Genomic DNA, 25754 nt, shown 5'->3' with positions numbered 1-25754 from the left:
CGGCGGAGGGTGAGATGTCCGAGCCGTGAAACGCCGCCGGTCCGGCTCTGCCGGTCGGCTGGCGTTGCCCTTGGAAGGGGGATGCGGCTACGCGCAGCGAGCAAGCAACGGGGTTGAACCCAATCAACCAAACTTAAATAGGATGCCGTGCCCACCGCGCGGGTACTCCCAGTTCACGTTGCTGAACTCCGAGCAGATGATGCGGCAGCTGCCGCACTCCAGGCAGCCGTCGGTGATCAGCGTCACGCTGCCGTTGCCTTCGGCCTTGTAGCAGGAGGCCGGGCACACGTAGGTGCAGGACTTCTGGGCGCAGTCGTTGGCGCAGATCTCGGGGTCCTTGATCTGGATGTGGGGCCGGCCCGCGTCGACGCGGTAGCGGTTCTGAAACAGTTTCTCTTCGACATTCACGGCCACGGCGTTCATCGGAAAGCCCTCCAGAGTTTGACGGCGTCACCCACCAGGCCGGTGAGCGAACGCGAGGTGCGGAAGCTGGAAAAAATCTCGCGTTCCTTGGTCTTCTTGTCCACGCCATCGACCGTGAACATCTTGTGCGCGGCCTTGGACACGAGCTCGGGGTAGGTGGTGAAGAACTGGTTGTTCTTGTGGAACACCTCGGGCATGTCGCGGTACTTGTGCAGGTCCTTCATGACGAAGCTCTTGTCGAGCTCGGTCTTGTAGGACTTCAATACCGCTTCGCTCATGGGCTTGCCGGCGGCCTTGGCGGCAATCACGGTCTCGGCCGCCAGGCGCCCGGTGGTCATCGCGAGGTTGGAGCCTTCGCGGTGCACCGCGTTGACGAAGCCGCCCGAGTCGCCCACGATCATCCAGCCGTTGCCATACACCTTGGGGATGGCGTAGAAGCCGCCTTCGGGGATCAGGTGGGCCGCGTATTCCTTCATCTCGCCACCCTGGATCAGCGGGGCGATGGAAGGATGTTGCTTGAGTTTCTCCAGCAGGGCGTAGGGGCTGGTCTTGTTCACGCTGCCCTTGAAATCGCCCAGCATGCAGCCGATGCCGATGGTGAGCGATTCCTTGTTGGTGTAGAGGAAGCCGGTGCCCATCATGCCGTCGGTGATCTTGCCGACCATCTCGATCACCACGCCTTCTTCTTCGCCGATGTTGAAGCGCTGGCGGATCGTGTCTTCGGGCATGAAGAGGATCTCTTTCACCGCGAGCGCGACGTTGCTGTCCTTGATCTCGCCGTGGAAACCGGCCTTGCGCGCCAGCGTGCTGTTCACGCCGTCGGCCATGATCACCACGTCGGCGTACACATCGCCGGCCTCGCGGTCGCACTGCACGCCCACCACCTGGTCGCCGTCCATGATCAGGTGGTTGACCGTGGTCTCGCAGATCAGCAGCGCGCCGGCTTCACGCACCTTGGAGCTGAACCACTTGTCGAACTGCGCCCGGATGATGGTGTAGCGGTTGTAGGGCGGCTTGTTGTAGTCGTCGCTGCGGTAGTGCGTGCCGACGAAGCTGTTGTCATCCAGCACCCAGACGCGCTGCTCGATGATGTGGCGCTCCAGCGGCGCGTCGTCGCGGAAGTCGGGAATGATCTTCTCCAGCGCGTCGCTGTAGAGGATGGCGCCCTGCACGTTTTTCGAACCCGGGTATTCGCCGCGCTCGATCTGCAGGACCTTGAGGCCGGCCTTGGCCAGGGTGTAGGCGCAGGCGTTGCCCGAAGGCCCCGCACCCACCACGATGGCATCGAATTGAGAGGGTTTTTTCATGGCGTTCCCCGGAGGTGGATGGGATCAGGCAACTTGTGCGCTGCGCTTGGACAGGTGTTCGGCGAACGCCTTGGTCAATGCGGGCAGCACCAGCATCGCGTTGCCGACGATGCCGTAGTGGGCGAATTCAAAGATGGGCGCGTTCGGGTCGGTGTTGATGGCAACGATCACGTCCGAGCCCTCCATGCCCACGCGGTGCTGGACCGCGCCCGAGATGCCGGCAGCGATGTAGAGCTTGGGGCGCACGGTCTTGCCGGTCTGGCCCACCTGGCGGTCGGCCTCGACCCAGCCGGCCTGCACGCAGGGGCGGGTGGAACCGACCTCGCCACCGAGCACACGCGCCAGCTCGAACACCAGCTTGAAGTTGTCGGGGTTTTTGAGGCCCTTGCCACCGCTCACGATCACGTCCGCGTAGGGCAGGTTGATCTTGTTGCTGTTCGCATCCGCGATGAAGTCGAGCAGCTTGGTGACGATCTGCGTTTCGACCATGCCCAGCGTGTCGTGCACCAGGTTGCCGGTGCGGCTGCTGTCAGCCTTCGGCATCAGCATCACGCGCGGCCGCACCGTGGCCATCTGCGGCCGGTAGGCCAGGGTCATGATGGTGCAGTAGAGCGAGCCGCCGAAGGTCGGGCGCGTGGCGGCCAGGGCCTTGGAGACCGGGTCGATGTTGAGCTCGGTGCAGTCGGCCGTGAGGCCGGTGAGCAAGGTGGTGGCCACCGAGCCCGCGAGGTCGCGGCCCTGCGAGGTCGCGCCCAGCAGCAGGATCTCCGGCTTGTACTTGTTGACCAGATCGGTCAGGCCCTTGGTGAAGGGCTCGTTGCGGTAGCCCTTGAGCACCGGGTCGGTCATCAGGTAGCAGGTGTCGGCGCCGAAGCTGATGGCTTCGGCCGCGAACTTTTCCAGGTGCTCGTCGGCGCCGCCCAGCAGCACCGCGCCCACCTGGCTGCCCAGGGTGTCGGCGAGCTTGCGCGCTTCGCCCAGCAGCTCCCAGGACACGCTGTGCACGTGGCCGCGGTCGTGTTCGACGAACACCCAGACACCTTTGTAGGCCTTGAGCTCTTCCGACAGTTCGAGGTTGCGGCCGCGGCCGGCGGGGCGCTTGACGGGTGCATCAGGGGTGGCGGGGGCGTTCATGCGGACTCCTTCATGAGCAGGTCGGCTTCGAGCGTGGGGTGGCGGGTGAAGACTTTTTGCAAGAGGTTGAGCGAGATGTCGCGCAGGTTGGAGGTTTCCAGGTCCAGCATCTCCACCTTCTCGGTGCGCGGCGAGGGGCCAAAGACCTTGCTCACCACGGTGGGCGAACCCTTCAGACCGATCTTGCCGAGGTCTTCGATGGCGGCGTCTTCCTTGCTCCATTTGCGCACCGGGTACGCGGCGGCGTGGATCATGGCGGGCAGGTTGGCGAAGCGCATCTCGTTGGTGTTCTCCAGCATCGTGATCAGGCAGGGCAGGGCCGTCTTCAGCACCTGCACACCGCCTTCGGCGCGGCGCTCAACCGTGATCGTGCGGCCGTCCAGATCGGTCTCGACGATGCGCGACACGTAGGTCAGCAGCTGCAGGCCCATGCGCTTGGCGATCCCCGGGCCGACCTGGGCGGTGTCGCCGTCAATGGTCTGCTTGCCGGTGAAGACGATGTCGACCGCCTGCTCCTTGGCGATCTGTCGGATGCCTGCGGCCAGCGCGTACGAGGTGGCCAGCGTGTCGGCACCGGCGAAGGCGCGGTCTGTCACGAGCACCGCGTCGTCGGCGCCGAAGCTGATGCACTTGCGCAGCGCTTCTTCGGCCTGCGGCGGGCCCATGCACAACACGGTCACCTTGCCGCCGAACTTGTCTTTCAGGCGCAGCGCTTCTTCGAGCGAGAACAGGTCGTAGGGGTTGACGATGGCCGGCACGCCCTGGCGCATGATGGTGTTGGTGACCGGGTGGACCCGGATCTGTGCCGAGTCCGGCACCTGCTTGATACAGACGACGATGTGCATGTCAAAACTCCTTCAGGCGACCATGCGGGACGGGATCGAACTCTTCAAGCTGTCCAGCGTGACGTGCTGTCTGCCGCCGACGTCCTGGAACACCTTGAACACCTTTTCCTGCGCCGGCGTCGACTTGACGAAATCGGCGTAGGCCTTGACCAGCTGTTCGCGGTAGACGGTGTAGAGCGCCAGCTCGTCGTCGGCCGAAGGCAGGGTCTGCTGTCGGATGTACTGGAAGAAGCGCTTGAGGATGTGCAGCCGGCTCACGTTGACCACCGACTGCTCGAACGGCACGCCGAAGTACTGCAGGAAATCCTCGGCCGATGACAGGGCCTTGAGCTGTTGAACAAAGTTTTCCATTGGGCGTTACTCCACGGTCGCGGGTTGAAGATGGGGTTTCGCGGTCGCGAACCCCGGTTCGGCACATTGATCGTCACAGACACCGCAGGCGTTGTCGGCACTGGCCAGGCCCTGGCTGTGGGCCAGAGCGCGTTCCAGCTGGGCCACGCGGTCGAGCAGGCAGGCAATCGCCTTGCCCACCGGGTCGGGAATGAGGTGGTGTTCGAGATCGAAGCCGTGTGTGGTGCGGCGCGCGGGGGCGACCACGCGGCCCGGGATGCCGACCACGGTGGCGCCGGCCGGCACGGCCTCGATCACCACCGAATTGGCCGCGACCCGGGCGCCGTCGCCGACCTTGATCGGGCCGAGGATCTTGGCGCCCGCGCCGACCACGACCTGGTTGCCCAGGGTCGGGTGGCGCTTGCCGGCGCGCCAGCTCGTGCCGCCCAGCGTGACGCCGTGGTAGAGCGTGACGTCGTCACCGACCTCTGCCGTTTCGCCGATCACGACACCGGTGCCGTGGTCGATGAAGAAGCGGGCGCCGATGCGCGCACCGGGGTGGATGTCGATCTGCGTCACCAGGCGTGACACGAACGACAACCAGCGCGGCAGGTAGCGCCAGCCGTGGGTCCACAGCGCGTGGGCCATGCGGTGCAGGGCAATGGCCTGCAGGCCGGGGTAGATGGTCCAGACCTCGATCAGGCTGCGCGCGGCCGGGTCGCGGGTGAGTACGCAGCGCGCGTCTTCGCGCAGCAGGCTCCACCAGCCCGCGGGTGTGGCGGCAGCGGGGACCGTGGCTTCCTTGTTCACGCGCGTCCCCAGCCAGGTGAAACGTTGGCGATGTTGTGCGCGTCCATCAGGAAGCCGCGCAGCTCTTCGGGTGTGGCTTCCTGCTTCACGCGCATGGCGTGTTCGCGGATGCGGGCCAGCACGCGTTCGGTCAGCGCGTCGTCCTCGATCGCCAGGCCCATGGCACCAAAGGCCAAGCGCACGGCCTGTGAGCCCGAGTGTTTGCCCAGCACGGTGCGGCGCTCGCGACCGAGCTCGCCCGGGTCGAAGCCTTCGTACGTCGAGGGGTGCTTCTGCAGGCCGTCGATGTGGATGCCCGACTCGTGGGTGAACACGGCCTCGCCGACGATGCTTTTGTTGAAGGCCACCGAGCGCCCCGAAGCCCGCGCCACGAGTTGCGAAATGCCGAGCAGGGCGTGGGTGTCGACGCCGGTGTCGGTGTGTTGCAGATGGCGCGCGGCCATCACCACCTCTTCCAGCGCGGCGTTGCCGGCGCGTTCGCCCAGGCCATTCACCGTGGTGTTGGCGTGCGTGGCGCCGGCGCGCGCGGCGGCCAGGGTGTTGGCGGTGGCCAGGCCCAGGTCGTCGTGGGCGTGCATCTCGATGTCCATGTCCACCGCGTCGCGCAGACGGGCGATGGCGTCAAAGGTGGCAAACGGGTCGAGCACACCCAGGGTGTCGGCGAAGCGGATGCGGCTGGCGCCACAGGCCTGGGCGCGCTGGGCCACTTCAATCAGGAAGTCGCTGTCGGCGCGCGAAGCGTCTTCGGCGCCGAACGAGATCTGGCGCCCGCTCTGCGCGGCCTTGCTGATCAAGCGCGTGACCTGCTCCAGCACCCACTCGCGCGACTGGCGCAGCTTGTATTGCAGGTGGATGTCGGAGACCGGCATCGAGAGGTGCACGATCTGCGCGTCGCAGCGCAGCGCGCTGGCCAGGTCGGTCTCGGTCAGGCGGCCCCAGACCATCAGCCTGGCCGGCAGCTTGAGCGCGGCGATGGCGTTGATGCAGGCAATCTCTTCTTCGCCCATGGCCGGGATGCCGATTTCCATCTCGGGCACCCCCGCGGCCGAGAGGGCCGTGGCGATGGCGCATTTCTCGGACACCGTGAACGCCACCCCGGCGGTCTGTTCGCCGTCGCGCAGCGTGGTGTCGTTGATGATGAGATTGCGTGGCATGTGAGCGGCATCCTTTGCTGGGCTTGATCGCAAGCACCGTGCCACCTGTCTGGGGCCTTCAAAACCGGCTTTTCCGTGTCGCATGGGGTCGGTTTGTCGGGTCTGGTCTGCTGGGCGCGTTGCGCCCTTGCTTTGCCTCTGTCGGAAATGTGTTGTTTCGGACAGCGCGGGGCTTCTCAATGCGGGGACGCTCGTTCGTTGACCTCGCGGCAGCGGCAGGCGCTGTCCGGTGGGGGCTCATCCGGGGTGGTCGGCTGCGCCGACTTCGCTGTGTCCGCCCGTCTGGGGCCGGCGCGGCCAAACTCGCTGCGTTCGCTTTCGCTCTCTCCGCTCAGACAGTGGCCGCGAGTCAGTCAACGATGCGCGCACTGGCGCGCCCGGCCCCAGACGGGCGGACACAGCCACCCCGGAACATCGCCCCCACCGGACAGCGCCAGCCGCAGCAAGAAGCGTCTGGGTATTCCACCGGTTGCGCGCCAACACCATTGTTTGCCAAGGCGTGTGCGGGCAGGTCGCAGCGCGCCTGTGAGGCGCCGAGAAGCGCAGTGGCCGTGGCTGCGCGCGCAGCGCGCTTCGTCAACTGATTTGTCGCACTTGTCTGAGCGGAGAGAGCGCAGCGAACGCAGCGAGTTGTGCGACGGGCCACGGCCGCGAGCATCGCAGGGAAGTCGGTGCACAGCACCGACCGCCTCACCCAAGCGTTGTGGCCTGAGCGTACACGCCTTGGCACGCGAGGTGCCACGAGAGAAACGGACCGCTCCGCTCAGTGCTCGCGCGCATGGTTGCGCGTGTGGCGCGGGAACTCGATCACCAGATCGGCTTCGCGCAGCTTGACGCAGCAGGCCAGGCGCGACTGAGCGTCCAGGCCCCAGGCGTGGTCGAGCTGGTCTTCTTCGTCGTCCTTCGGTTTGGAGAGCGAAGCGCCACCTTCGCGCACATAGACGTGGCAGGTCGCGCAGGCGGCCACCATCTCGCAGGCGTGTTCGATGGCGATGCCGTGGTTCAGGAAACCCTCACACAAGGACTCGCCCTTGGGCAGTTCGATCTCCAGTCCCTCGGGGCAGAGGTCGGGGTGCGGCAGCAGGCGGACTTTGGGCATGGGGTTCCTGTTCGGGGTTCCTAGGGCATCAAGCTGTCCATGGCGCGGCCCGCCAGGGCCTTCTGGATCGACGCGTTCATGCGCCGCGCCGCAAAGGCGTCGGTGGCGGCAGACAGCGCGTTGGTGCTCAGGCGCAGTTCTTCCACCGGGGCTTCGGTCTCCAGCCGGTCGGCCACCGCGTACAGGGCTTTGTGAATGGCGTCGATTTCGGTGGGGTCGAGCAGGCCGCCGTCTTCCGCGAGCGCGCTTTCCGTCGCGTCCAGCAGCCGCCGCGCGTCGATCTGGGCCTCGCGCAGCGCGCGCAGCCGCATGTCGGACTGCGAGGCCGCGATGGCGTCCTGCAACATGCTGGCGATCTGTTCATCACCCAGGCCGTAGCTCGGCTTCACCTCGATGTGGGCCTCGATGCCGCTGCTCTGTTCGCGCGCGCTGACCGAGAGCAAGCCGTCTGCGTCGATCTGGAAACTCACGCGGATGTGCAAGGCGCCGGCCACGGCGGGCGGCAGGCCGCGCAGCTCGAACCGCGCCAGCGAGCGGCAGTCGGCGACCGACTCGCGTTCGCCCTGCACCACGTGCAGCGACATCGCGGTCTGGCCGTCCTTGAAGGTGGTGAAGTCCTGCGCGCGCACGGTGGGCAGGGTGGAGTTGCGCGGAATCACCTTTTCCACCAGACCACCCATGGTCTCGATGCCGAGCGAGAGCGGGCAGACGTCGAGCAGCAGCCACTGGTCGCCGCTGCCGTTGCCGGCGAGCACGTTGGCCTGCAGGGCCGCACCGATGGCGACCACCTGATCGGGGTCGAGATCGGCCAGCGGTTCGAGGCCGAAGTAGTCGCGCACCGCGTCGCGCGCGATCGGCATGCGCGTCGATCCACCCACCAGCACCACGCCGGTGATCAGGGCGGTGGAGAGCTGCGCGTCGCGCAGCGCGCGCTTGGTGGCGCTGAGTGTGCGCGCGATCAGCGGCGCGCCGAGCGTGGCGAACTGGGCACGCGAAAGGATGGCCGCCAGCGACTGGCCGTCGGCCAGCGTGAGGCAGAGTTCGGCGCTGTCGTGGCTCGACAGCTTTTCTTTGGCTGCACGCGCTGCCGTGAGCAGGGCGCGCTGTTGCGACGGCGGCAACGCGGCCACGCCGTCCAGGCCGTGTTCGGCGCAGAACCAGGCCGCGATGGCGCTGTCGAAATCGTCGCCGCCCAGGGCCGAGTCGCCGCCGGTGGACAGCACCTCGAACACGCCCTGGGTGAGCTTGAGGATGGAAATGTCAAAGGTGCCGCCGCCGAGGTCGTACACCGCAAAGGTGCCTTCGGCCTGCTGGTCCAGACCGTAGGCAATCGCCGCGGCCGTGGGCTCGTTGAGCAGGCGCAGCACGTTCAGGCCGGCGATGCGCGCCGCGTCCTTGGTGGCCTGGCGCTGCGCGTCGTCAAAGTAGGCCGGCACTGTGATCACGACGCCCGAGAGCGGGCCGCCCAGCGAGGCTTCGGCGCGTTGGCGCAGCGTGTTCAGGATCTCGGCCGACACCTGCACAGGCGAACGTTCGCCCGCCACGGTGTGCAGGCCCACCATGCCCGGCCCGTCCTTGAACTGGTAGGGCAGGGCAGCGGCGTCCTTCAGATCGGCCAGCGAGCGGCCCATGAAACGTTTGACCGAAACGATGGTGTTGTGCGGGTCGATGGCCTGCTGTTCTTGAGCAACACGCCCGACCACGGTGGCACCGTCTTCCAGGTAGCGCACCACCGACGGCAGCAGCATGGCGCCGTGTTCATCGGGCAGGCACTCGGCCACCGCGCTCTTGACGCTGGCGATCAGGGAGTTGGTCGTGCCCAGATCAATGCCCGCGGCCAGGCGGTGCTGGTGGGGTGCAGCGCTTTGTCCGGGTTCAGCGATTTGAAGCAAAGCCATGGTGATCTTTGGTTAGAGCGAAAGAAGAAAGACAACCAACAAAAAAACAAAACCCGGCGCGAGGGGTGCTTTCACACTGCAAACGATTCGCCACATCCGCAGCTGTTTTTCGCGTTCGGGTTGTTGAACTTGAAACCTTCATTCAGGCCTTCGCGCACGAAGTCGAGCTCGGTGCCGTTCAGCATGGCCAGGCTCTTGGCGTCCACGATGAGCTTGGTGCCGGCGGTCTCGAAACACTGGTCGTCGGGGTTGAGCACGTCGACGAATTCCAGTGCGTAGGCGAAGCCCGAGCAGCCGCTGGTCTTGACCGCGAGGCGCAGGCCGATGCCGCTGCCGCGTTTGGCCAGCGATTTTTCAACGTGCCGCGCGGCGGCGGGGGTGAGACTGACCTGCATGGAAATCTCCTGAGGGTTCAGACTGAGAACGAGCTGCCGCAGCCGCAGGTGGTGGCAGCGTTCGGGTTATGGATCACGAAGCGCGAGCCTTCCAGGCCGTCTTCAAAATCGACCCGTGCGCCGAGCACGTACTGCTGGCTCATGGCGTCGACCACCAGGGCCACGCCGGCGGTCACGGTCAGGGTGTCGTCTTCGTTGACCTGGTCGTCAAAAGCGAAGCCGTACGAAAAACCCGAGCAGCCACCGCCGGTCACGTACAGGCGCAGCTTGAGGTTGGGGTTGCCCTCTTCGACGATCAGTTCAGCCACCTTGGCCGCGGCTGCTGGCGTGAACTCCAGCATGGGCGGCATGGCGATGGGGTCGGCGGGGGTGGAAGCAGCGGCAGCAACTTGCATGGTGGTGACTCCGGTGGTGTGTGACAGGGGTGGGTTTCAGCGCGTGCTGGAGGCGCAGGCGGGCTGCTCCGACACCAGGGTGGCGGCTTCGCCGGTGGCCTGGCGCGAGCGGAAGTCGGCCACGGCCGCTTTGATCGCGTCTTCGGCCAGGATGGAGCAATGGATCTTCACGGGCGGCAGGGCCAGTTCTTCGGCGATCTGTGAGTTCTTGATCGCCAGCGCTTCGTCCAGCGTGCGGCCACGCACCCACTCGGTCACCAGCGAACTCGACGCGATGGCCGAACCGCAGCCGTAGGTCTTGAACTTGGCGTCCTCGATCACACCCTGGGCGTTGACGCGGATCTGCAGGCGCATCACGTCGCCGCAGGCCGGTGCACCGACCATGCCGGTGCCGACGCTGGCGTCGTTGGCGTCGAAGGCGCCCACGTTGCGCGGGTTTTCATAGTGATCGACGACTTGTTCGCTGTAGGCCATGGTGCTTCTCCGGAGGGGTGTGTGACAAAGAGGGGCGCGATCAGTGTTCAGACCATTGAATGGTGCTGAGGTCGATGCCGGCCTGCACCATGTCCCACAGCGGGCTCATGGCGCGCAGGCGGTTCACGACATCGGTGACCTGGGCAATCGTGAAATCGATCTCTTCGACCGTGGTGAAGCGGCCGATGGAAAAGCGCACCGAGCTGTGTGCGAGTTCGTCGCTGCGGCCCATGGCGCGCAGCACATAGCTCGGCTCCAGGCTGGCCGAGGTGCAGGCCGAACCCGACGACACGGCCACGCCCTTGATGCCCATGAGCAGCGACTCGCCTTCGACGTAGTTGAAGCTGCAGTTGAGGTACTGCACGGCGCTGTGCGTCTCGTCGCCGTTGAGCACCACGCAGTCCATCTTCTGGAAGCCGGCCCAGAGGCGGTCGCGCAGGGTCTTGATGCGGGCGTTGTCGGTGGCCATGTTTTCGCGCGCCAGCCAGAAGGCCTCGCCCATGCCCACGATCTGGTGCGTGGCCAGCGTGCCCGAGCGCATGCCGCGCTCGTGGCCACCGCCGTGCATCTGGGCGTCGATGCGCACGCGCGGTTTGCGCCGCACGTACAAGGCGCCGATGCCCTTGGGGCCGTAGATCTTGTGGGCGGACAGTGAGAGCAGATCAACCGGCAGCACGTCCAGATCGATCACCACCTTGCCGGCGGCCTGGGCCGCGTCCACGTGGAAGATCACGCCCTTGGCGCGGCAGATGGCGCAGAGCGCGGCGATGTCCTGGATGACACCGGTCTCGTTGTTGACCATCATCACCGAGGCCAGCACGGTGTCGGGCCGAATGGCGGCTTCAAAGACACCGATGTCGAGCAGGCCGCTGGGCAACACCGGCAGCACCGTGACTTCGTAGCCTTCGCGCTCCAGCTCGCGCATGCTGTCGAGCACGGCCTTGTGTTCGGTCGCGACCGTGATCAGGTGCTTGCCCTTGGCGCGGTTGAAATGGGCAGCGCCCTTGATCGCGAGGTTGTTCGATTCGGTGGCACCCGAGGTCCAGACGATCTCGCGCGGGTCGGCGTTGATCAGCGAACACACCTGTTCGCGGGCCAGCTCCACGGCCTCGTCGGCGGCCCAGCCAAAGGCGTGGGAGCGGCTCGCCGGATTGCCATACAACTCCGTCAGATAGGGAATCATCTTGTTCGCCACGCGGCGGTCCACCGGGGTGGTGGCGGCGTAGTCGAGGTAGACGCTGGCGGCGGCACGGGCGGGGGTGGGATCTCGGCTGCTGAGCGACATGGAAGACTCCAGAAAATTGGGTGGGCCGCCTCGCTTTCCGCAATTTCGGTGCCATGCCATTTGTTGCCTGTTCGCGACGTTTTTCGGCCCGCTTTGTTGGTTTTGTTCGCGCCATCCGCCGTGTCATCGAACAGCCCTGTCCGGTTTGTCGGAAAGCGGGACGCCAAACGATCAACGGCGTAAGCAGCGAAGTCACTGGTTCGGTTCTTGCATGAGCGCACCTCAGGAGGTGGATTTCCTGCGTCAGAAATCCCTGCGTTGGTGCTCACCGGCCACGCCAGGGGCGGCGCTGCCCTGTATCAGGTCCTGCCTTGCACCCACCCGGAGCGCACCATGGTGATGAACACACATATGACCGCAGCGCGGCGCGAATTGAACGTGATCTACGAGATCAGCAAGACGCTCGCGACCTCGCTCGATGTCCACAAAACATTTCGTGAGGCGCTTAACTATTTGTTGCAGGCCATGGACTGGCGCCGTGCATTTGTCGTGCTGTCCAAACCGGGTTCTGCCGAGCTGCACGGCCTGTGTGCCGTGGGTCTGAGCCACGAAGAAAGCCAGCGTCTGAAGTTCCTGCCGGGCGAGGGCATCGTCGGCCGCGTCTACGCCACGGGCATGCCGTTTTCAGTGCCCGATCTGCGCGCCGAGCCGCTGTTCCTGAACCGCACCGGTGGCGCCGACCAGAGCCCGGGTGCCTGTGTCGCCATGCTGGCCACGCCGATCCGGGCGGACCGGCGCACGGTGGGTGTGCTGGCGGTCGATTACCTGAACCCTCACACCCGCAGCCACTTCGGCGACGACCTGCAGTTGCTCAAGATGGTGTCCACGCTGATGGGCCAGGCGCTGCTCTTGCACCGCAGTGTCAGCGCCGCCCACGACAGCATGCAGGACGAGGTGCGCCGCATGTCCAAGGCGCTCAACCACAGCGGCGGCAAACCCGGCCACAAGATCGACCACGTGGTGGGCACCTCCGCACCCATGCTGGAGGTGTTTGACCAGGTGCACCAGGTGGCGCCGGCGCGCACGACGGTGCTGTTGCGCGGTGAGAGCGGCACCGGCAAAGAGGTGATCGCGCGCGCCATCCACAGCCTTTCGCCCCGCAAGGGTGAGGCCTTCATCTGTGTGAACTGCGCGGCGCTGACCGAGTCGCTGCTGGAGAGCGAGCTGTTCGGCCATGAGAAGGGTTCGTTCACCGGCGCGCAGGGGCAGCGCAAAGGCCGTTTCGAGATGGCGCACGGCGGCACCCTGTTCCTCGACGAGATCGGTGACATCTCGGCATCGTTCCAGGCCAAGCTGCTGCGTGTCTTGCAGGAGCGCGAGTTCGAGCGTGTCGGGGGCGGCACGCCGGTGAAGGTGGACGTGCGCCTGATCCTCGCCACCAACCGCGACCTGGAGCGCATGGTGAAGGCGGGCGAGTTCCGCGCCGACCTGTACTACCGCATCAACGTGGTCAGCATCCAGCTGCCGCCGCTGCGCGAGCGCCGCGAAGACATTCCGGCCATGGCCAAACATTTTCTCGACCGTTTCAACCGGGAGAACGCGCGCACCACCCAGTTCAGCCCTGCTGCGATGCGGGTGTTGAGCAGCTGCTACTGGCCCGGCAATGTGCGCGAACTGGAGAACTGCGTGGAACGCACCGCGACCATGGCGCACAGCGACGTGATCACGGACCTGGCCTTCCCTTGCCAGGGCAACCGCTGCCTGACCCAGGTGCTGCACCACATCGACCGCGAAGACGCGGTGCGGCCCAGCCGCCTGACGGAGATTCCGATCCAGGAGCGGCCCATGGGGCCCGCCGGGGCCGACGCCGCCTTGCCAGCACCCATTGATGCGTCACCCGAGCCGGTCGCCGTCGCTGCGCCGACCGCCGTCGCCGATGGCAAGCCCGAAGGCGAAGCGGAGCGCCTGGTCTGGGCCATGGAGCGCAGCGGCTGGGTGCAGGCCAAGGCGGCGCGCCTGCTGAAGATCTCACCGCGCCAGATGGGTTATGCCTTGCAGAAGCATGGCATCGAGGTGCGGAAGTTCTGATGTCTATTCACTGATCTTGCTGGCGCCACGCTGAGGTGTTGGCAACGCGCCGGGCGTCCGCGGCGGGGCGCTTGCGCGCTCGCGCAGATGTGTTGCTGCAGGCAGCTGGGCCTGCGTGAACACGGGGTATGTGCTCGAAACTCCGGGGCATGCGCGAATCCTCTTCAGCGCTCCGCCGCAGCCACCCGACACGTCTGCGAACGGGTGGGTGGAACCTGGTTGTGACTTCTCTTCCCAACCACCCGGCCTTGCCCAGATCCAAGAACGGCGCCAGCGGTATGCGCTCCCTGTGTGGCCTTTGTCGCAAGCCAGACGCAACACGCTCAAAAGATGTGGCTCCTGTGGCATCTGCGACAACCGACAAAAGACGCCAGTTATTTGATTTAAAACAAGATTTTTGGTGGCACGGAATTGGCTATAGGTCCCCCCATGCGGCCAAGTGTCGGACGCGAAAAGGGTTCCCATGCAAACCAGCGCAGCCAGTGGTTCATTGCCGGCCAAGACCTACATCGGCATCGGCCAGATCAAATCCTTGGGCGCCACGCCCGAACTGCCCGCCGCCGGTGGCGGCTGCGGTACCTCCGGCGGTGAAGGCAAAGCCAGCTGCGGCACGTCGGACGGCCCCGACGACATGCCCCAGGAAGTCTGGGACAAGGTCAAGAACCACCCCTGTTATTCCGAAGAAGCCCACCACCACTACGCGCGCATGCACGTCGCGGTGGCGCCGGCCTGCAACATCCAGTGCAACTACTGCAACCGCAAATACGACTGCAGCAACGAGAGCCGCCCCGGCGTGGTCTCGCAGAAGCTCACGCCCGAACAGGCGGTGAAAAAAGTGGTCGCCGTGGCGAGCGAGATCCCGCAGATGACGGTGCTCGGCGTGGCCGGCCCCGGCGATGCGCTGGCCAACCCGGCCAAGACCTTCGACACCTTCCGCATGCTGCAGGAGCAGGCGCCCGACATCAAGCTCTGCCTGTCCACCAACGGCCTGGCGCTGCCCGACCAGGTCGACGAGATCTGCAAATACAACGTCGACCACGTGACCATCACCATCAACATGGTGGACCCGGCCGTGGGCGAAAAGATCTACCCCTGGATCTTCTGGAACCACAAGCGCGTGACCGGCTACGAAGCCGCCAAGATCCTGCACGAGCGCCAGATGCTCGGCCTGGAGATGCTCACCGCGCGCGGCGTGCTCACCAAGATCAACTCGGTGCTGATCCCCGGCATCAACGACGAGCACCTGATCGAGGTGAACCGCGAAGTGAAGAAGCGCGGCGCCTTCCTGCACAACATCATGCCGCTGATCTCCGAAGCCGAACACGGCACGGTGTTCGGCCTCACCGGCCAGCGTGGCCCGACCGCTTCCGAACTGAAAGCGGTGCAGGACGCCTGCATGGGCGGTGCCAACCTGATGCGCCATTGCCGCCAGTGCCGTGCCGACGCGGTGGGCCTGCTGGGCGAAGACCGCTCGGAAGAGTTCACGCTCGACAAGCTGGAGCAGATGGAAGTGGTCTACGACCTGGACAAGCGCAAGAGCTACCAGGACAAGGTCGAGGTCGAGCGCCAGGCGCAACAGGCCGCCAAACACGAAGCCCTGGCCGCGGCCACGGCCATCGGTGTGGATGACGACCTCAAGGTGCTGGTCGCGGTCGCCACCAAGGGCGGTGGTCGGGTCAACGAGCACTTCGGCCACGTCACCGAGTTCCAGGTGTTTGAAGTCTCGGCCGCACAGGCCCTGTTCGTCGGCCACCGCCGCGTCGACCTGTATTGCCAGGGCGGTCACGGCGACGACGAGCAGCTGCCTTCGGTGGTCAACGCCATCAACGACTGCCACGCCGTGCTGGTCGCCAAGATCGGCGCCTGCCCGCGCGACGAGCTGCTGGCTGCCGGTGTCGAGCCGGTGGACCAGTACGTCGGCGAGTTCATCGAAAAGGCCGCGCTGGAGTGGTTCAACGACTACCGCGGCCGCATCGCCAACGGCGCCATCACGCACCAGCCGCGCGGCGACGCGCAGATCCGCCAGGGCGCTTTCACCGGCGGTCTGGCAGAAGCCGCCTGACACCCACCCCATCCCATCCCCCACGACGTCCCCAGAAGGAGAGCCACCATGCCCATGAAGATCATCGCGTCCACCTGCACCGCCTGCTCGGCCTGCGAACCCGAGTGCCCGAACGTCGCGATCCGCGAAAAAGGCGGCACCTACGTCATCGACCCCAAGAAGTGCACCGACTGCGAAGGCCACTACGACGAACCGCAATGCGTGGCGGTCTGCCCCGTGGACGGCTGCATCGTAAAAGTCTGAAGCACCCCCGTTGCTTGCTCGCTGCGCGTAGCCGCATCCCCCCTCAAGGGGGCGCACCTGGCGGCCCGGCAAAGCCGGTTCCGCGGGTGCCCTGGAGGGGGCTTCGCTTCGCTCGCCCTGGGGCTTGCAACTCGCTTCGGGCATTGCCCGAAACATTGCTGTCACACCGATTCATTGAGACAACCTGAGACCACCACCATGCTGCCCAACATCGTCCTCAAGCCCGCCGCCGTCAAGTTCATTTCGCGCATCGTGCGCTTCTCCGGTTTGCCGGCGGGTGCGGGTTTTCGTCTGGCGGTCAGCCCGGGCGGCTGCTCGGGCTACAGCTCGGAATTCAGTGCCGAGGCGGCGCCCGGCCCGGGTGAGCGGGTGTTGGAGATCGAAGGTCTGCGCCTGTTCCTGGGGGCTGAAAGTCGCCTGATGCTCGAAGGCGTGATCGTCGACTTCGCCGACACACCCACCCAGTCGGGCCTGACCTTCACCAACCCGAACCAGGCCGCTTGCGGCTGCAGCAGCGCTTCCACCGACAGCGCGCCCACCGTGGGTGTGACCAAGATCGAGATCGGCGCCATCGGGCGCGGTCGCCCGGCCACACTGGCCTCCTGAGCGCAGGCCATGAACGCCGCCGTCGTCAACCTGGGGCTGGACGACGCGCTCGACGCGTTCGGCGCCGGTGCGATCGGCGGTGCGGTCAGTCCGGAGGTCGATGCGCTGATCAAGGCCGCGGGCCTGAAGCGCGACCAGGGCGATGAAGCCCTGGCCTTGCTGGAGCGGGCCCGTGCCCTGGCGCCCAGCCACCCCGGGCCCTTGATCGCGCTCTACCGGTTTCATTTTTATGGCCATGCGCTGGACAAGGCCCGCGCGGTCGGTGAAGACGCGCTGGCCATCGCGCGCGCCGCGCTCGGTCCTAACTTTGGTGACGCACTGCCCGACGACGACGCTCTGCGCCACGACCCTGCTGTGCGCTTCTACCTGTTCACACTCAAGGGCCTGGCCTACCTGAGCCTGCGCCTGGGCGACTTTGACGAGGCGCGCCTGATGCTGGCCGCGTTGCGTCAGCTCGACCCCAAGGACCACCTCGGTGGTGCCTTGCTCTCGCACGTGCTGGCGCGCCGCGAAGCGGCCGACACGCCAAACGCCGTGGACCCGCTGAGCGCCTACCCGGTGCGCGGCTGGAGCGGAAACGGGGCGAAGTTATGAACGCCCAAGAAACCTCGCTCGCCGAGTTCAAGGGCACCCGAGCCCCGGCCGGTGACATCGAGGCCTCGCACTGGCAGGGCGGCCCGGTGGACTGCGCCGCCTGTGAATACGCGGCCCTGCGCGATCGCCCCGCCGAACAGGGCTGCGAACCCGGCCACGCCTGCATGCAGGACGTGTACGCGCGCCGCATCGACCGCTTCTTCCGCTGGCACCCGGAGCAGGGCGACCGCCAGCTCGGCCATGCGTACTTCGAGGTGCGTGCCATCGCCGCGCGCCACGCCAACGTGTTCCGCCTGGCCTCGCTGATGGACGACCCGGACGAAACCGTGCGCCTGCAGATCGCGCTGCGCCTGCCGCAGCAGCTGCTCGGCCGCATGGCGCACGACCCGCACCGCGAGGTGCGCATCCGCGTCGCCCAGCGCCTGGAAACCGCCGAACTCGCCGCCATGCGCAACGACACCGATTACGGCGTGCGCGAATGGGTGGCGCGGCGCCTTCCGCTGGCGCTGTTGCCCACCATGGCGCGCGACCCCGACCGCGCCGTGCGCCTGATCGTGGCCCAGCGCCTGGAAATGCCGGCGCTGCTGATCCTGCTCAGCGACGCTTCGCCCGAGGTGCGCCGCACGGTCGCCGAGCGCCTGCCCGCGCCCCTGTTGCCGCGCCTGATGACCGACACCGACTGGCGCGTGCGCTGGGAAGTGGCGCAGCGCGCCGATCCGTCCCTGCTCGGCCCCTTGCGCGAGGACAACGACCCCCTGGTGCGCCAGAGCGTGCTCGAACGCCAGGACACGCGCCAGGCCCTTTCACTGGTTCCGGGAGCGCAACATGGCTGACATCAACCGCGACGACGCCGAGATCGAACTCGCCTTCCCCCCCCGCTTTCAGTACGGCGAACGCGTGATCGCGCGCTCGGTGGTGCGCAACGACGGCACCTACAACGGCAAGGACATCGGCGAGGTGCTGGTGAACAAGGGCGAGATCGGCTACGTCATCAACATCAACACCTTCCTGCAGCAGTTCTACATCTACGCGGTCGACTTCGTCGAATCCGGCCACCGTGTCGGCATGCGCGCCAAAGAACTCTGCACCCTGGACAACCTGCCCGACGAGGTGCTGGCGCAGCTCGGCGACAAGGCCGCTTCCATCACCACCCTCGGTCAACCCACACCCACACAGGAGTCAGCATGAACGGCATCGAACCCCGCGAACCCGTCTACGCCTGGGGCCAGCGCGTGATCGCACTGGACGACCTCGTCAACGACGGCAGCCACCCCGAATGCGAACCCGACGCCCTGCTGGCCGCACGCGGCACGGTGGGCGAGATCGTCAACATCGGCCACGCCCAGGAACTCAACGAGCCGGTCTACCTGGTGCAGTTCCCCGGCTGCGTGGTCGGCTGCATGGAGATCGAACTCGTGCCCGCCCCGGCCGGCCTGCTGCCCGAGACCGAAGACGAGGTTGCATGAACACTGTCGCGCCGCGTGACCTGACCTTGCACCGCCTGGAGCGGGCACTGAAGGAACGCGTGCGCTATCGCTTCGTGCAGCCCACCGTGTTGATCGACGAGCAGGGTTACCGGGTCGAGAGCCCGTGCTGCTCGCGCAACGTGGACCCGAGCGGCGGCACCATTGCCATTGCTCTGCTGAAGCCGCCCGTGGGTGAGCACCCCTGCTGGACGCTGTGCGCACGCGACCACCAGCAGCAAGCCTGGGTGGAGAAAGAACGGGCCGACCAGATCGAACCGCTGCTCGACCTGCTGTGCCTCGACAGCGAACGCCAGTTCTGGCCATGAGGACCGTGAACCCCCCGCAGCGCTTTGCGCTACCCCCCGAGGGGGCGGCACTGGCCGTCCGGCAAAGCCGGCCCGGCGGTGCCCTGGGTTGGGGGAGAAGCTCGCCATGATCTACCTGGATCACAACGCGACCACGCCGCCAGCGCCCGAGGTGCTGGCCGCCATGGGGCCGGTGTATGAGCTGGCCTGGGCCAACGCTTCGTCGCAACATGGGCCGGGGCAGGACGCCAAGCGGGTGCTCGGCGCGGCCCGCGCCACCGCGGCCAAGGCCCTGGGCTGCAAGACCAGCGAACTCATCTTCACCAGCGGCGCCACCGAAGCCAACCACATGGCGTTGTTGGGCCTGCTCACGGCAGCCAAAGTGCAAGGCAGCCAGCGCCTGCTGATCGGCGCGGTCGAACACTCGGCCCTGCTGCGTCTGGCGCGTTCGCTGGCCGAGCAGGGCGTGCCGGTGGACTTCATGCCGGTGTTGCCCGACGGCCGCATCGACCTCACCGCCGCCGAAGCCCTGATGGGCCCGGATCTGGCCCTGGTCTCGCTGATGGCGGCCAACAACGAAACCGGTGCGTTGATGCCGGTGACGGAAGTCGCCGCGATGGCCCACGCGGCCGGTGCTGCCATGCACGTGGACGCAACGCAGTGGATCGGCAAGCAGCCCTTTTCTTTTGCCGACTACCCGGCCGACGCGGTATCGCTCTCGGCCCACAAATTCCACGGGCCCAAGGGCGCGGGCGCCTTGTTGCTGCGCCAGGGCCGGTCCCTCGTGCCGCCGGTGCCGGGCAGCCAGGAGCGTGGCCGCCGCGGTGGCACCGAGAACCTGCCGGCCATCGTCGGCTTGGCCGTGGCGCTGGAGCGCCTGGGCGATCTGGCGGCACAGGCCGAACAGGTGGCCGGCCTGCGCGACGCGCTCGAACGCGGTCTGGCCGAACTGCCGGGCCTGCACGTGTGGAGCCAGGGCGTGCCGCGCCTGCCGGGCACCAGCTACCTGCGTTTTGGTTTGGTGGACGCCGACGTCGTGCTGCAGCGCCTCTCGCGCCTGAACGTGGCGGCCAGCAGCGGCGCGGCCTGTTCCTCGGGCGGCAGCGAGCCCTCGCACGTGTTGACCGCCATGGGCGTGCCGCGCGACGAGGCGCTGTGCGCCATCCGCTTTTCGCTCGGTGATGAAACCCGCGCCGAAGACATTGCCTTGCTGCTGAACAGCCTGCCCGCCTTGCTCGAACCCTTGCTCAGCGTTGCCGCTGAGTCCTGATTTTTTGTTTGCCTGACTGGAGTCGATGATGAAAGTGATGATCCGCCGAGATGCCAAAGGTGTGCTGAGCGCCTATGTGCCCAAGAAAGACCTGGAGGAGCCCATCGTCGACATGGTGAATCCCGGCATGTGGGGTGGTCTGGTCACGCTCGCCAACGGCTGGCAGCTCGAACTGCCGGTCATGCCCGAAGGCACGACGCTGCCCATCACCGTCGAAGCGCGCCGCCTGGCGTCTTCGGTCTCCGAGGACTGAACGCCATGTCCATCAGCACCGAACATCTGCGCGCCGCCGGTGAACTCGTGGGCACGGCAGCCACCCTGCGCGACGCGGCCTCGATCTGGCGTTCCCAGCACCCCGACATGAAGGTGGTGCTGGTCGATGCGATGGACATGCGCGACGAAAAGCCCGCGCTCCTGCTGGGCACCCGCAAGGTCTACCTCGCCACCTCCAACGGCCACTGCTGGAGCGTGACGGAGGCGCCCGAGGAAGCCGATGCCCTGATCCTGACGCAAGAGTAAAAAATCATGGAAATCGATGCCATCTCCCTCTACGAGCCCGCGTGCGGCGAGCGCGAGATCCAGCTCGTCACCACCGTGCTGGAATCGGCCCGCTGGGGCGATGGCCCCATGCTGGAATCGTTCGAACGTGCCTTCGCCGGCTGGGCCGGGCGGCGCCATGCGGTCGCGGTCGGCAGCGGCACCCTGGGCACCTGGATCGCCCTGCGCGCCTACGGCATCGGCCCGGGCGACGAGGTGGTCTGCAGCAGCCACGCCTGGCACCAGGTGGCGCAGGCCATCACGCTCGCGGGCGCCACGCCGGTGTTCGCCGACATCAACTACTGGACCGGCTGTCTGAGCCCGGAAAAAGCCGCGCTCAAGATCACACCGCAGACCCGCGCCATCCTGGCCGGCAACACCAATGGCCACCCGGCCGACTGGGACCCCTTGCGGGCGCTCGCGAAAGCGCATGGCATCCCCCTGATCGAAGACAGCACCGAAGCCCTGGGATCGCGCTACAAGGGCCAGACCGTGGGCAGCTTCGGCGACGTGTCGGTGTTCGACTTCTCGCAGCCCTCGGCCCTGTGCACCGGCGAAGGCGGCATGCTGGTCACCGACGACGACGCGCTGGTGCACGAGCTGCGCTACCTGCGCCAGCGCCGCGTGAGCGACCGGCATTCGGTCTCGGTCGGATCGCGCGTGCCGCTGCAGGCCGGCATGAGCGAGATGACCGCCGCGCTCGGCCTGGCCCAGCTCGCGAGCCTGGACGACCGGCTGATGGAGCGCAAGCAGGTGGAGCTCTGGTACCACGAGCAGATGCAGAGCTTCGAGGGCGTGAAGCCGCCCTACCTGGCCGAGAACGTGGATGAGGTGCACTGGATGCTGTACGTGGTGCATCTGGGCAAACGCTTCACCGCCAGCGCCCGCGCGCAGATGGTGGACGACATGGCATCCAGCGGCATCGAGACCGCGGCCTACAGCCACCCGCTGCACCAGCAGTTCTATTACATGAACGCAACTGAGTCCATCGGCCAGCAGCGCGGCCTGCTGCGCGACACCGACCGCATCGGCGACCGCGCCCTGGCCCTGCCGCTGCACACCCAGATGGACGAGGTCCAGGTGCAGTACATCGTCACGACGCTCAAAGACACGGCCACCAACGTAGGCGCCGGTGCCGCCATTTACCTCTAAGGAACAACCATGACCGACCTGATCCAAGACATCGCCCGCCGACTCGACGCCGGCAGCGTCATCCCCTACCTGGGCCCGGACATGTTGTCGCTGTGTGAACCCGGCAAGGTGCCGGCCACGCCGCTGGACCTGGCGACCTTCATGACGGCCAAGGTCAGCGTGCCGCACAAGGTGCGCAACCGCCTGACGCAGGCGGCCCAGTTCATCGAAAACTTCAAACACCGCAAGTCGGTGGTGCACCTGATGAACGAGGCCTTTGCCAGCTCGCCCGAACCTTCGGCGCTGCAGCTGGCGCTGGCGGGCAGCAACGCCGGCCTCTGGGTTGACACCTGGTACGACGACACCATGCTGAACGCGCTGACCCGCGTGCGCGGCGGCAGCGGCTGGAACCAGGTGCAAGGCCTGTCGCAGTCCGAACATTTTGGCCACTGGACCGGCGCCTACGACGCCCAGGGCCAGAAGCTCGAAGCCCTGCCGGTGGCACCCACGCACTACAAGCCCTGGGGTGGCCACAGCCCGGCCGGCAACTACCTGGTGTCCGACAGCGACTACGTCGAGGTGCTGACCGAGATCGACATCCAGACCCCCATCCCCGCGGCGGTGCAGGCCTGGCGCACCGGCCGCAGCTTCCTGTTCCTCGGCTGCCGTTTCGACGACCAGCTCACGCGCTGCTTCGCGCGCCAGATCATGAAGCGCTCCAGCGACCTGCACTGGGCCGTGCTGCCCAACGAGCCGACCCGCATGGAAGCGCGCTTCCTCGAAGAGCAGGGCATCACGCGCATCAACATGCCGCTGGCCGATTTTTCGGCGGCCTTCATTGATGCGATGCAGCCCGCGCTCGCCGCCTGAGTTTCCCCGGTTCCGTTTCCCAACCCCCAAGCCATGAGGCCACAACCATGACCACGATCACCGTCCTTCCTTCCGGAAAATCCTACGAAGTTGCCGCCGGCACCACCATCCTCAAAGCCCTGCTCGGCGTGGGCGAGCCGATCATGAGCAAATGCGGCGGCGACGCCAAGTGCGAGGCCTGCCACGTCTTTGTCACCAGCGGCCGCAAGAGCCTGTCGCGCATCCAGCCGAAGGAGAACGAAAAGCTCGACGGCATGGTCGGCATCGGATCGGCCTCGCGCCTGGCATGCCAGGCGGTGCTCGGCGAAGACCCGATCACGGTTGAGCTTCTGATGACGAGCTGAACCCCAGGGCGCACCCACCATGGCCGAGCTGCTGCATCTGCCGACCCACAAGGTGGCCGACGTCGTGGTGGTCGGCGCGGGCCTGTGTGGCCTGGCGCTCACCCGCAGCCTGGTCGCGCGCGGCCTGGACGTGACCCTGCTCGAAGCGCGCGATCGTTTCGGCGGCCGGGTGCTGACCCGTACCGATTCGGAGAGAGGCCAGGCGCTCGACCTGGGCGCCACCTGGTACTGGCCCGAGACCGAGCCGCGCATCAGCGCGCTGCTGGGCGAACTCGGCCTGGCCACGCTGACCCAGCACGATCCGGGCGACGCACTCTGGCTCACCGACCCCAACCGCGAACCCGAGCGGCGGCAGGAAGAGGGCGGCGTGCACGCCGGCGCGCGGCGCATCCAGGGAGGCGCGGCTCGGCTGGCCGATGCACTCGCCGCCGGACTGCCCGCGGGCTGCCTGCAGCTGGGCAAGCCCGTGCGCGTGCTGCGCGACCGCGGTTCCCACATTGAAATCATGCTGGAAACCGGTGCGCCGCTGCGCTCGCGCCAGGTCGTGCTGGCCCTGCCGCCGCGCCTGGTACACCAGCGCATGCTGCTGGACCCGCCCCTGCCCGCGGCGGTCTGGGACGCGATGGAAAGCACCGCCACCTGGATGGCGACGCACGCCAAGGCCCTGGTCGCTTTTGACCACGCCTTCTGGCGCGAAGCCGGGCAATCGGGCAACGCCTTTGTGCGCCATCCACAGGCCGTTCTCGGCGAGGTGTTCGACGCCTGCGACGGCGCCCAGGGCGCGGCGCTGAGCGGCTTCGTGGCGCTGAACCCGGCGCAGCGTGAGCACTTCCAGCGCGGTCTGCCGCTGCTGATTCACAGCCAGCTCGCCCAGCTCTACGGCCAGGCCGCGCAGAGCGGCCGGCTGCAGCTGCAGGACTGGGCGCTGGAGCCCTGGACCTGCAGCGACACCGACCGCGCCACACCGCCCGAACCGCCACTGGCCGACCCGCTGCTGCGCCAGCCACAGTGGAGCGGCCGGGTGTTCCTGGGCGGCAGTGAAACAGCGGCCCATGGCGCCGGACACATGGAAGGCGCGCTCGAAGCGGCCAACCGCATCGCCCACGCGCTGCTGCGCCAGAAAGCGCCCACCACCGTCACTCATGGGCCCGTGGCCCACGACCGCGAAGCCGCGCTGCGGGCCTTTGCCGAAGGCGTGGCCGCGCGCGCCGCTGCCGCGCCCGACCAGTACCGCCGCCACCTGACGCGCCTGCTCTCCAGCCAGCAACAAGATCTGCTCACGCAGCGCGCGCTGCTCGCGACGGTGGACCGCGTCTACAGCGAGAGCCTGGCGCAGATTGACGCGCTGTTGCCGGCGCTCGACGCCGCCGACGCTGCGGTGGCGCAAGGGCAGCACGCGCTCACGCCCCAGCTGCTGGCAGCGTTCGCGGGCTGGAACAAGGGCTTGCTGACCTTGCCCTCGTTTGGTGTAGCTCTTAGCCCGACGATTACGCGGCCTTTTTGCGCTGTGCCTCGTACCAGCGTTGCTCGAACTGCATCGGGCTGAGGTAGCCCAGCGAGGAATGAAGCCGGCGGTGATTGTAGAAAGCCATCCAGTCCATCACAGCCTGTTTGGCCTGCTCTCGCGTGGCGAACTTGTGCCCATGCACGCTGGCCGTTTTCAGGCGGCCCCAGAAGCTCTCGGTCGGCGCGTTGTCCCAGCAGTTGCCCTTCCTGCTCATCGAGGAACGCATCTTCCAGTCTTTCAAAGCATCCTGGAATTCGCCGCTGCAATACTGGCTGCCCCTGTCGCTGTGGAATATCAGACCAGTCGGCGGGCGCCGCCGCCACCACGCCATGGCCAGCGCGTCCTTGACCAGGCCCGCCTGCATGTGCGGCTGCAGGCTCCAGCCCACCACCTGACGGCTGAACAGGTCGATGACCGCAGCCAGGTACAGCCAGCCCTCGTCGGTGGCGATGTAGGTGATGTCTCCACTCCACAGCTGGTTGGGTGCCTCGGGGGTAAAGCGCCGCTGCACCAGGTCTGGTGCCACCGGCAGACTGTGGCGGCTGTCGGTGGTGACCACAAACTTGCGCTTGGTTCTGGCACGGATACCGTGCTGCTGCATCAACTTGCGCACCCTGTCCTTGCCCACCCGGATGCCCCTGGCCAGCAGTTCCTTGTGCATCCGAGGCCAGCCGTATTCCCCCTTGACCTCGGCGTGGATGGCGCGGATGTGTGCCAGCAGTGCTTCGTCGCTGTGGCGCCCGCCGGGCCTGCCAGCGATGTCCTGTGGGCGGCGCAGCCAGTTGAAGTAGCCGCTGGCGCTGACCTCCAGCACGCCGCAGGAGACGCTCACCGGGTACTGCTGCCTCATTTGGTGAATCCAGGCGTACCTCGCAGCGTGTCCTGCGCGAAGTACGCCGCGGCTTTTTTTGCGATGTCGCGCTCCATCCTCAGGCGCGCAACTTCCGCTCGCAAACGCGCTATCTCCATCTGCTCGGGCGAGACCCCCACGGCCTTGTTATCGCCCCCAGCGCCGCTCAACGCGCCTTTGGCTGCCTGGCGAACCCAATTGCCCAGACTGGCCTTGGGGATCCCCAACACCTTGGCCACCACAGCAATGGCCTGACCGGCGCTCACCTGACGGACCGCCTCCAACTTGAACTCCTGCGTGTACTGCGCACGCACCTGCTTTGCTGCTGTCATTCCTTGACTCCTTGTCGGTATTTTCAACAAGGACTAAGAACTCCACTTTTCAGGGGCAAG

The 25754-nt window shown here is 66.7% G+C and carries 30 protein-coding genes; 16 read left to right on the top strand and 14 right to left on the bottom strand.

The features are described from left to right. Nucleotides 1–123: 123 nt before the first annotated feature. The 13 genes from AC0GNO_RS08740 to AC0GNO_RS08680 form a co-directional block, all read right to left on the bottom strand. Nucleotides 124–423: a ferredoxin family protein gene (locus tag AC0GNO_RS08740; protein ID WP_472903741.1), complete on the bottom strand. Its 300-nt coding sequence runs from the start codon at nucleotides 421–423 to the stop codon at nucleotides 124–126. Next, nucleotides 420–1730 (bottom strand): FAD-dependent monooxygenase, encoded by a 1311-nt coding sequence (locus tag AC0GNO_RS08735; protein ID WP_177138573.1) that lies wholly within the window; start codon nucleotides 1728–1730, stop codon nucleotides 420–422. Before AC0GNO_RS08735 ends, AC0GNO_RS08740 begins: the two co-directional genes overlap by 4 nt. Before the next feature lie 24 nt (nucleotides 1731–1754). Continuing rightward, the gene (locus tag AC0GNO_RS08730) at nucleotides 1755–2864 is read right to left on the bottom strand and encodes an electron transfer flavoprotein subunit alpha/FixB family protein (protein ID WP_472903740.1); all 1110 of its coding nucleotides are present in this window, start codon (nucleotides 2862–2864) and stop codon (nucleotides 1755–1757) included. Next, entirely contained in the window at nucleotides 2861–3709 is an 849-nt protein-coding gene (locus AC0GNO_RS08725) for an electron transfer flavoprotein subunit beta/FixA family protein (RefSeq protein WP_177138569.1), read from the bottom strand. The genes AC0GNO_RS08730 and AC0GNO_RS08725 overlap by 4 nt, the downstream gene beginning before the upstream one ends. A gap of 12 nt (nucleotides 3710–3721) precedes the next feature. Further along, nucleotides 3722–4060 (bottom strand): nitrogenase stabilizing/protective protein NifW, encoded by a 339-nt coding sequence (nifW, locus tag AC0GNO_RS08720; RefSeq protein WP_305359676.1) that lies wholly within the window; start codon nucleotides 4058–4060, stop codon nucleotides 3722–3724. A gap of 6 nt (nucleotides 4061–4066) precedes the next feature. Then, nucleotides 4067–4849 (bottom strand): serine O-acetyltransferase, encoded by a 783-nt coding sequence (gene cysE, locus AC0GNO_RS08715; protein WP_472903739.1) that lies wholly within the window; start codon nucleotides 4847–4849, stop codon nucleotides 4067–4069. Then, the gene (gene nifV, locus AC0GNO_RS08710) at nucleotides 4846–6003 is read right to left on the bottom strand and encodes a homocitrate synthase (protein WP_472903738.1); all 1158 of its coding nucleotides are present in this window, start codon (nucleotides 6001–6003) and stop codon (nucleotides 4846–4848) included. The genes cysE and nifV overlap by 4 nt, the downstream gene beginning before the upstream one ends. A gap of 763 nt (nucleotides 6004–6766) precedes the next feature. Further along, a complete protein-coding gene (gene fdx / locus AC0GNO_RS08705) occupies nucleotides 6767–7102 on the bottom strand; it encodes an ISC system 2Fe-2S type ferredoxin (RefSeq protein ID WP_472903737.1) in 336 nt (111 codons plus the stop codon). A 20-nt stretch (nucleotides 7103–7122) separates the two neighbouring features. Then, a complete protein-coding gene (gene hscA, locus AC0GNO_RS08700; RefSeq protein WP_472903736.1) occupies nucleotides 7123–9000 on the bottom strand; it encodes a Fe-S protein assembly chaperone HscA in 1878 nt (625 codons plus the stop codon). A 71-nt stretch (nucleotides 9001–9071) separates the two neighbouring features. Further along, on the bottom strand, nucleotides 9072–9395 hold the full coding sequence (gene iscA / locus AC0GNO_RS08695; RefSeq protein WP_472903735.1) for an iron-sulfur cluster assembly protein IscA: 324 nt from the start codon (nucleotides 9393–9395) through the stop codon (nucleotides 9072–9074). A gap of 17 nt (nucleotides 9396–9412) precedes the next feature. Further along, nucleotides 9413–9790, bottom strand: a complete 378-nt coding sequence (erpA, locus tag AC0GNO_RS08690; protein WP_177138558.1) for an iron-sulfur cluster insertion protein ErpA — start codon at nucleotides 9788–9790, stop codon at nucleotides 9413–9415. A 36-nt stretch (nucleotides 9791–9826) separates the two neighbouring features. Continuing rightward, nucleotides 9827–10264, bottom strand: a complete 438-nt coding sequence (iscU, locus tag AC0GNO_RS08685) for a Fe-S cluster assembly scaffold IscU (protein WP_177138556.1) — start codon at nucleotides 10262–10264, stop codon at nucleotides 9827–9829. Between the two features lie 40 nt (nucleotides 10265–10304). Further along, a complete protein-coding gene (locus tag AC0GNO_RS08680; RefSeq protein WP_472903734.1) occupies nucleotides 10305–11549 on the bottom strand; it encodes an IscS subfamily cysteine desulfurase in 1245 nt (414 codons plus the stop codon). 336 nt (nucleotides 11550–11885) lie between these two features. On the opposite strand from AC0GNO_RS08680, the gene nifA reads away from it, so the two are divergent. The 16 genes from nifA (at nucleotide 11886) to AC0GNO_RS08600 (ending at nucleotide 24551) form a co-directional block, all read left to right on the top strand. Next, complete coding sequence (nifA, locus tag AC0GNO_RS08675) at nucleotides 11886–13577, top strand: nif-specific transcriptional activator NifA (protein WP_472903924.1); 1692 nt, start codon at nucleotides 11886–11888, stop codon at nucleotides 13575–13577. A gap of 463 nt (nucleotides 13578–14040) precedes the next feature. After that, the gene (nifB, locus tag AC0GNO_RS08670) at nucleotides 14041–15639 is read left to right on the top strand and encodes a nitrogenase cofactor biosynthesis protein NifB (protein ID WP_472903733.1); all 1599 of its coding nucleotides are present in this window, start codon (nucleotides 14041–14043) and stop codon (nucleotides 15637–15639) included. A 48-nt stretch (nucleotides 15640–15687) separates the two neighbouring features. Then, nucleotides 15688–15882, top strand: a complete 195-nt coding sequence (locus AC0GNO_RS08665; RefSeq protein WP_077334077.1) for a 4Fe-4S binding protein — start codon at nucleotides 15688–15690, stop codon at nucleotides 15880–15882. 198 nt (nucleotides 15883–16080) lie between these two features. Next, nucleotides 16081–16488: a HesB/IscA family protein gene (locus AC0GNO_RS08660; protein WP_472903732.1), complete on the top strand. Its 408-nt coding sequence runs from the start codon at nucleotides 16081–16083 to the stop codon at nucleotides 16486–16488. 9 nt (nucleotides 16489–16497) lie between these two features. After that, on the top strand, nucleotides 16498–17082 hold the full coding sequence (locus AC0GNO_RS08655; RefSeq protein ID WP_472903731.1) for a hypothetical protein: 585 nt from the start codon (nucleotides 16498–16500) through the stop codon (nucleotides 17080–17082). Beyond that, complete coding sequence (locus tag AC0GNO_RS08650) at nucleotides 17079–17915, top strand: 4Fe4S-binding leucine-rich repeat protein (protein WP_472903730.1); 837 nt, start codon at nucleotides 17079–17081, stop codon at nucleotides 17913–17915. The genes AC0GNO_RS08655 and AC0GNO_RS08650 overlap by 4 nt, the downstream gene beginning before the upstream one ends. Continuing rightward, nucleotides 17908–18270 (top strand): nitrogen fixation protein NifZ, encoded by a 363-nt coding sequence (locus AC0GNO_RS08645; protein ID WP_472903729.1) that lies wholly within the window; start codon nucleotides 17908–17910, stop codon nucleotides 18268–18270. Before AC0GNO_RS08650 ends, AC0GNO_RS08645 begins: the two co-directional genes overlap by 8 nt. Next, nucleotides 18267–18548 (top strand): nitrogen fixation protein NifZ, encoded by a 282-nt coding sequence (locus AC0GNO_RS08640; protein ID WP_472903728.1) that lies wholly within the window; start codon nucleotides 18267–18269, stop codon nucleotides 18546–18548. The genes AC0GNO_RS08645 and AC0GNO_RS08640 overlap by 4 nt, the downstream gene beginning before the upstream one ends. Beyond that, a complete protein-coding gene (locus AC0GNO_RS08635) occupies nucleotides 18545–18874 on the top strand; it encodes a DUF3024 domain-containing protein (protein ID WP_472903727.1) in 330 nt (109 codons plus the stop codon). The genes AC0GNO_RS08640 and AC0GNO_RS08635 overlap by 4 nt, the downstream gene beginning before the upstream one ends. 106 nt (nucleotides 18875–18980) lie before the next feature. Then, nucleotides 18981–20123 carry a cysteine desulfurase family protein gene (locus AC0GNO_RS08630; RefSeq protein ID WP_472903726.1) on the top strand — a complete coding sequence of 381 codons (1143 nt, stop codon included), beginning with the start codon at nucleotides 18981–18983 and terminating at the stop codon, nucleotides 20121–20123. A gap of 28 nt (nucleotides 20124–20151) precedes the next feature. Further along, nucleotides 20152–20376, top strand: a complete 225-nt coding sequence (gene nifT / locus AC0GNO_RS08625; protein WP_291096782.1) for a putative nitrogen fixation protein NifT — start codon at nucleotides 20152–20154, stop codon at nucleotides 20374–20376. Nucleotides 20377–20381: 5 nt separating this feature from the next. Further along, complete coding sequence (locus tag AC0GNO_RS08620) at nucleotides 20382–20642, top strand: hypothetical protein (RefSeq protein WP_472903725.1); 261 nt, start codon at nucleotides 20382–20384, stop codon at nucleotides 20640–20642. Nucleotides 20643–20648: 6 nt separating this feature from the next. Further along, a complete protein-coding gene (locus AC0GNO_RS08615) occupies nucleotides 20649–21812 on the top strand; it encodes a DegT/DnrJ/EryC1/StrS family aminotransferase (protein WP_472903724.1) in 1164 nt (387 codons plus the stop codon). A gap of 9 nt (nucleotides 21813–21821) precedes the next feature. Beyond that, entirely contained in the window at nucleotides 21822–22661 is an 840-nt protein-coding gene (locus AC0GNO_RS08610) for an SIR2 family protein (RefSeq protein ID WP_472903723.1), read from the top strand. 47 nt (nucleotides 22662–22708) lie between these two features. Continuing rightward, the gene (locus tag AC0GNO_RS08605; RefSeq protein ID WP_290968272.1) at nucleotides 22709–23005 is read left to right on the top strand and encodes a 2Fe-2S iron-sulfur cluster-binding protein; all 297 of its coding nucleotides are present in this window, start codon (nucleotides 22709–22711) and stop codon (nucleotides 23003–23005) included. Nucleotides 23006–23024: 19 nt separating this feature from the next. Beyond that, on the top strand, nucleotides 23025–24551 hold the full coding sequence (locus AC0GNO_RS08600) for a flavin monoamine oxidase family protein (protein WP_472903722.1): 1527 nt from the start codon (nucleotides 23025–23027) through the stop codon (nucleotides 24549–24551). Here the strand turns inward: AC0GNO_RS08600 and AC0GNO_RS08595 are convergent. Continuing rightward, nucleotides 24493–25694 (bottom strand): IS3 family transposase gene (locus AC0GNO_RS08595; protein ID WP_472903721.1). Its coding sequence is split into 2 segments (ribosomal slippage): nucleotides 24493–25424 and nucleotides 25424–25694, totalling 1203 coding nucleotides; the frame shifts between segments, so codons are not numbered across the junction. The genes AC0GNO_RS08600 and AC0GNO_RS08595 overlap by 59 nt on opposite strands. Nucleotides 25695–25754 lie beyond the last annotated feature (60 nt).

The organism is Hydrogenophaga sp. L310 (assembly GCF_055703065.1).
Note: the sequence above shows the minus strand (reverse complement) of the source record. Positions and strands in the feature narration are given on the sequence as shown.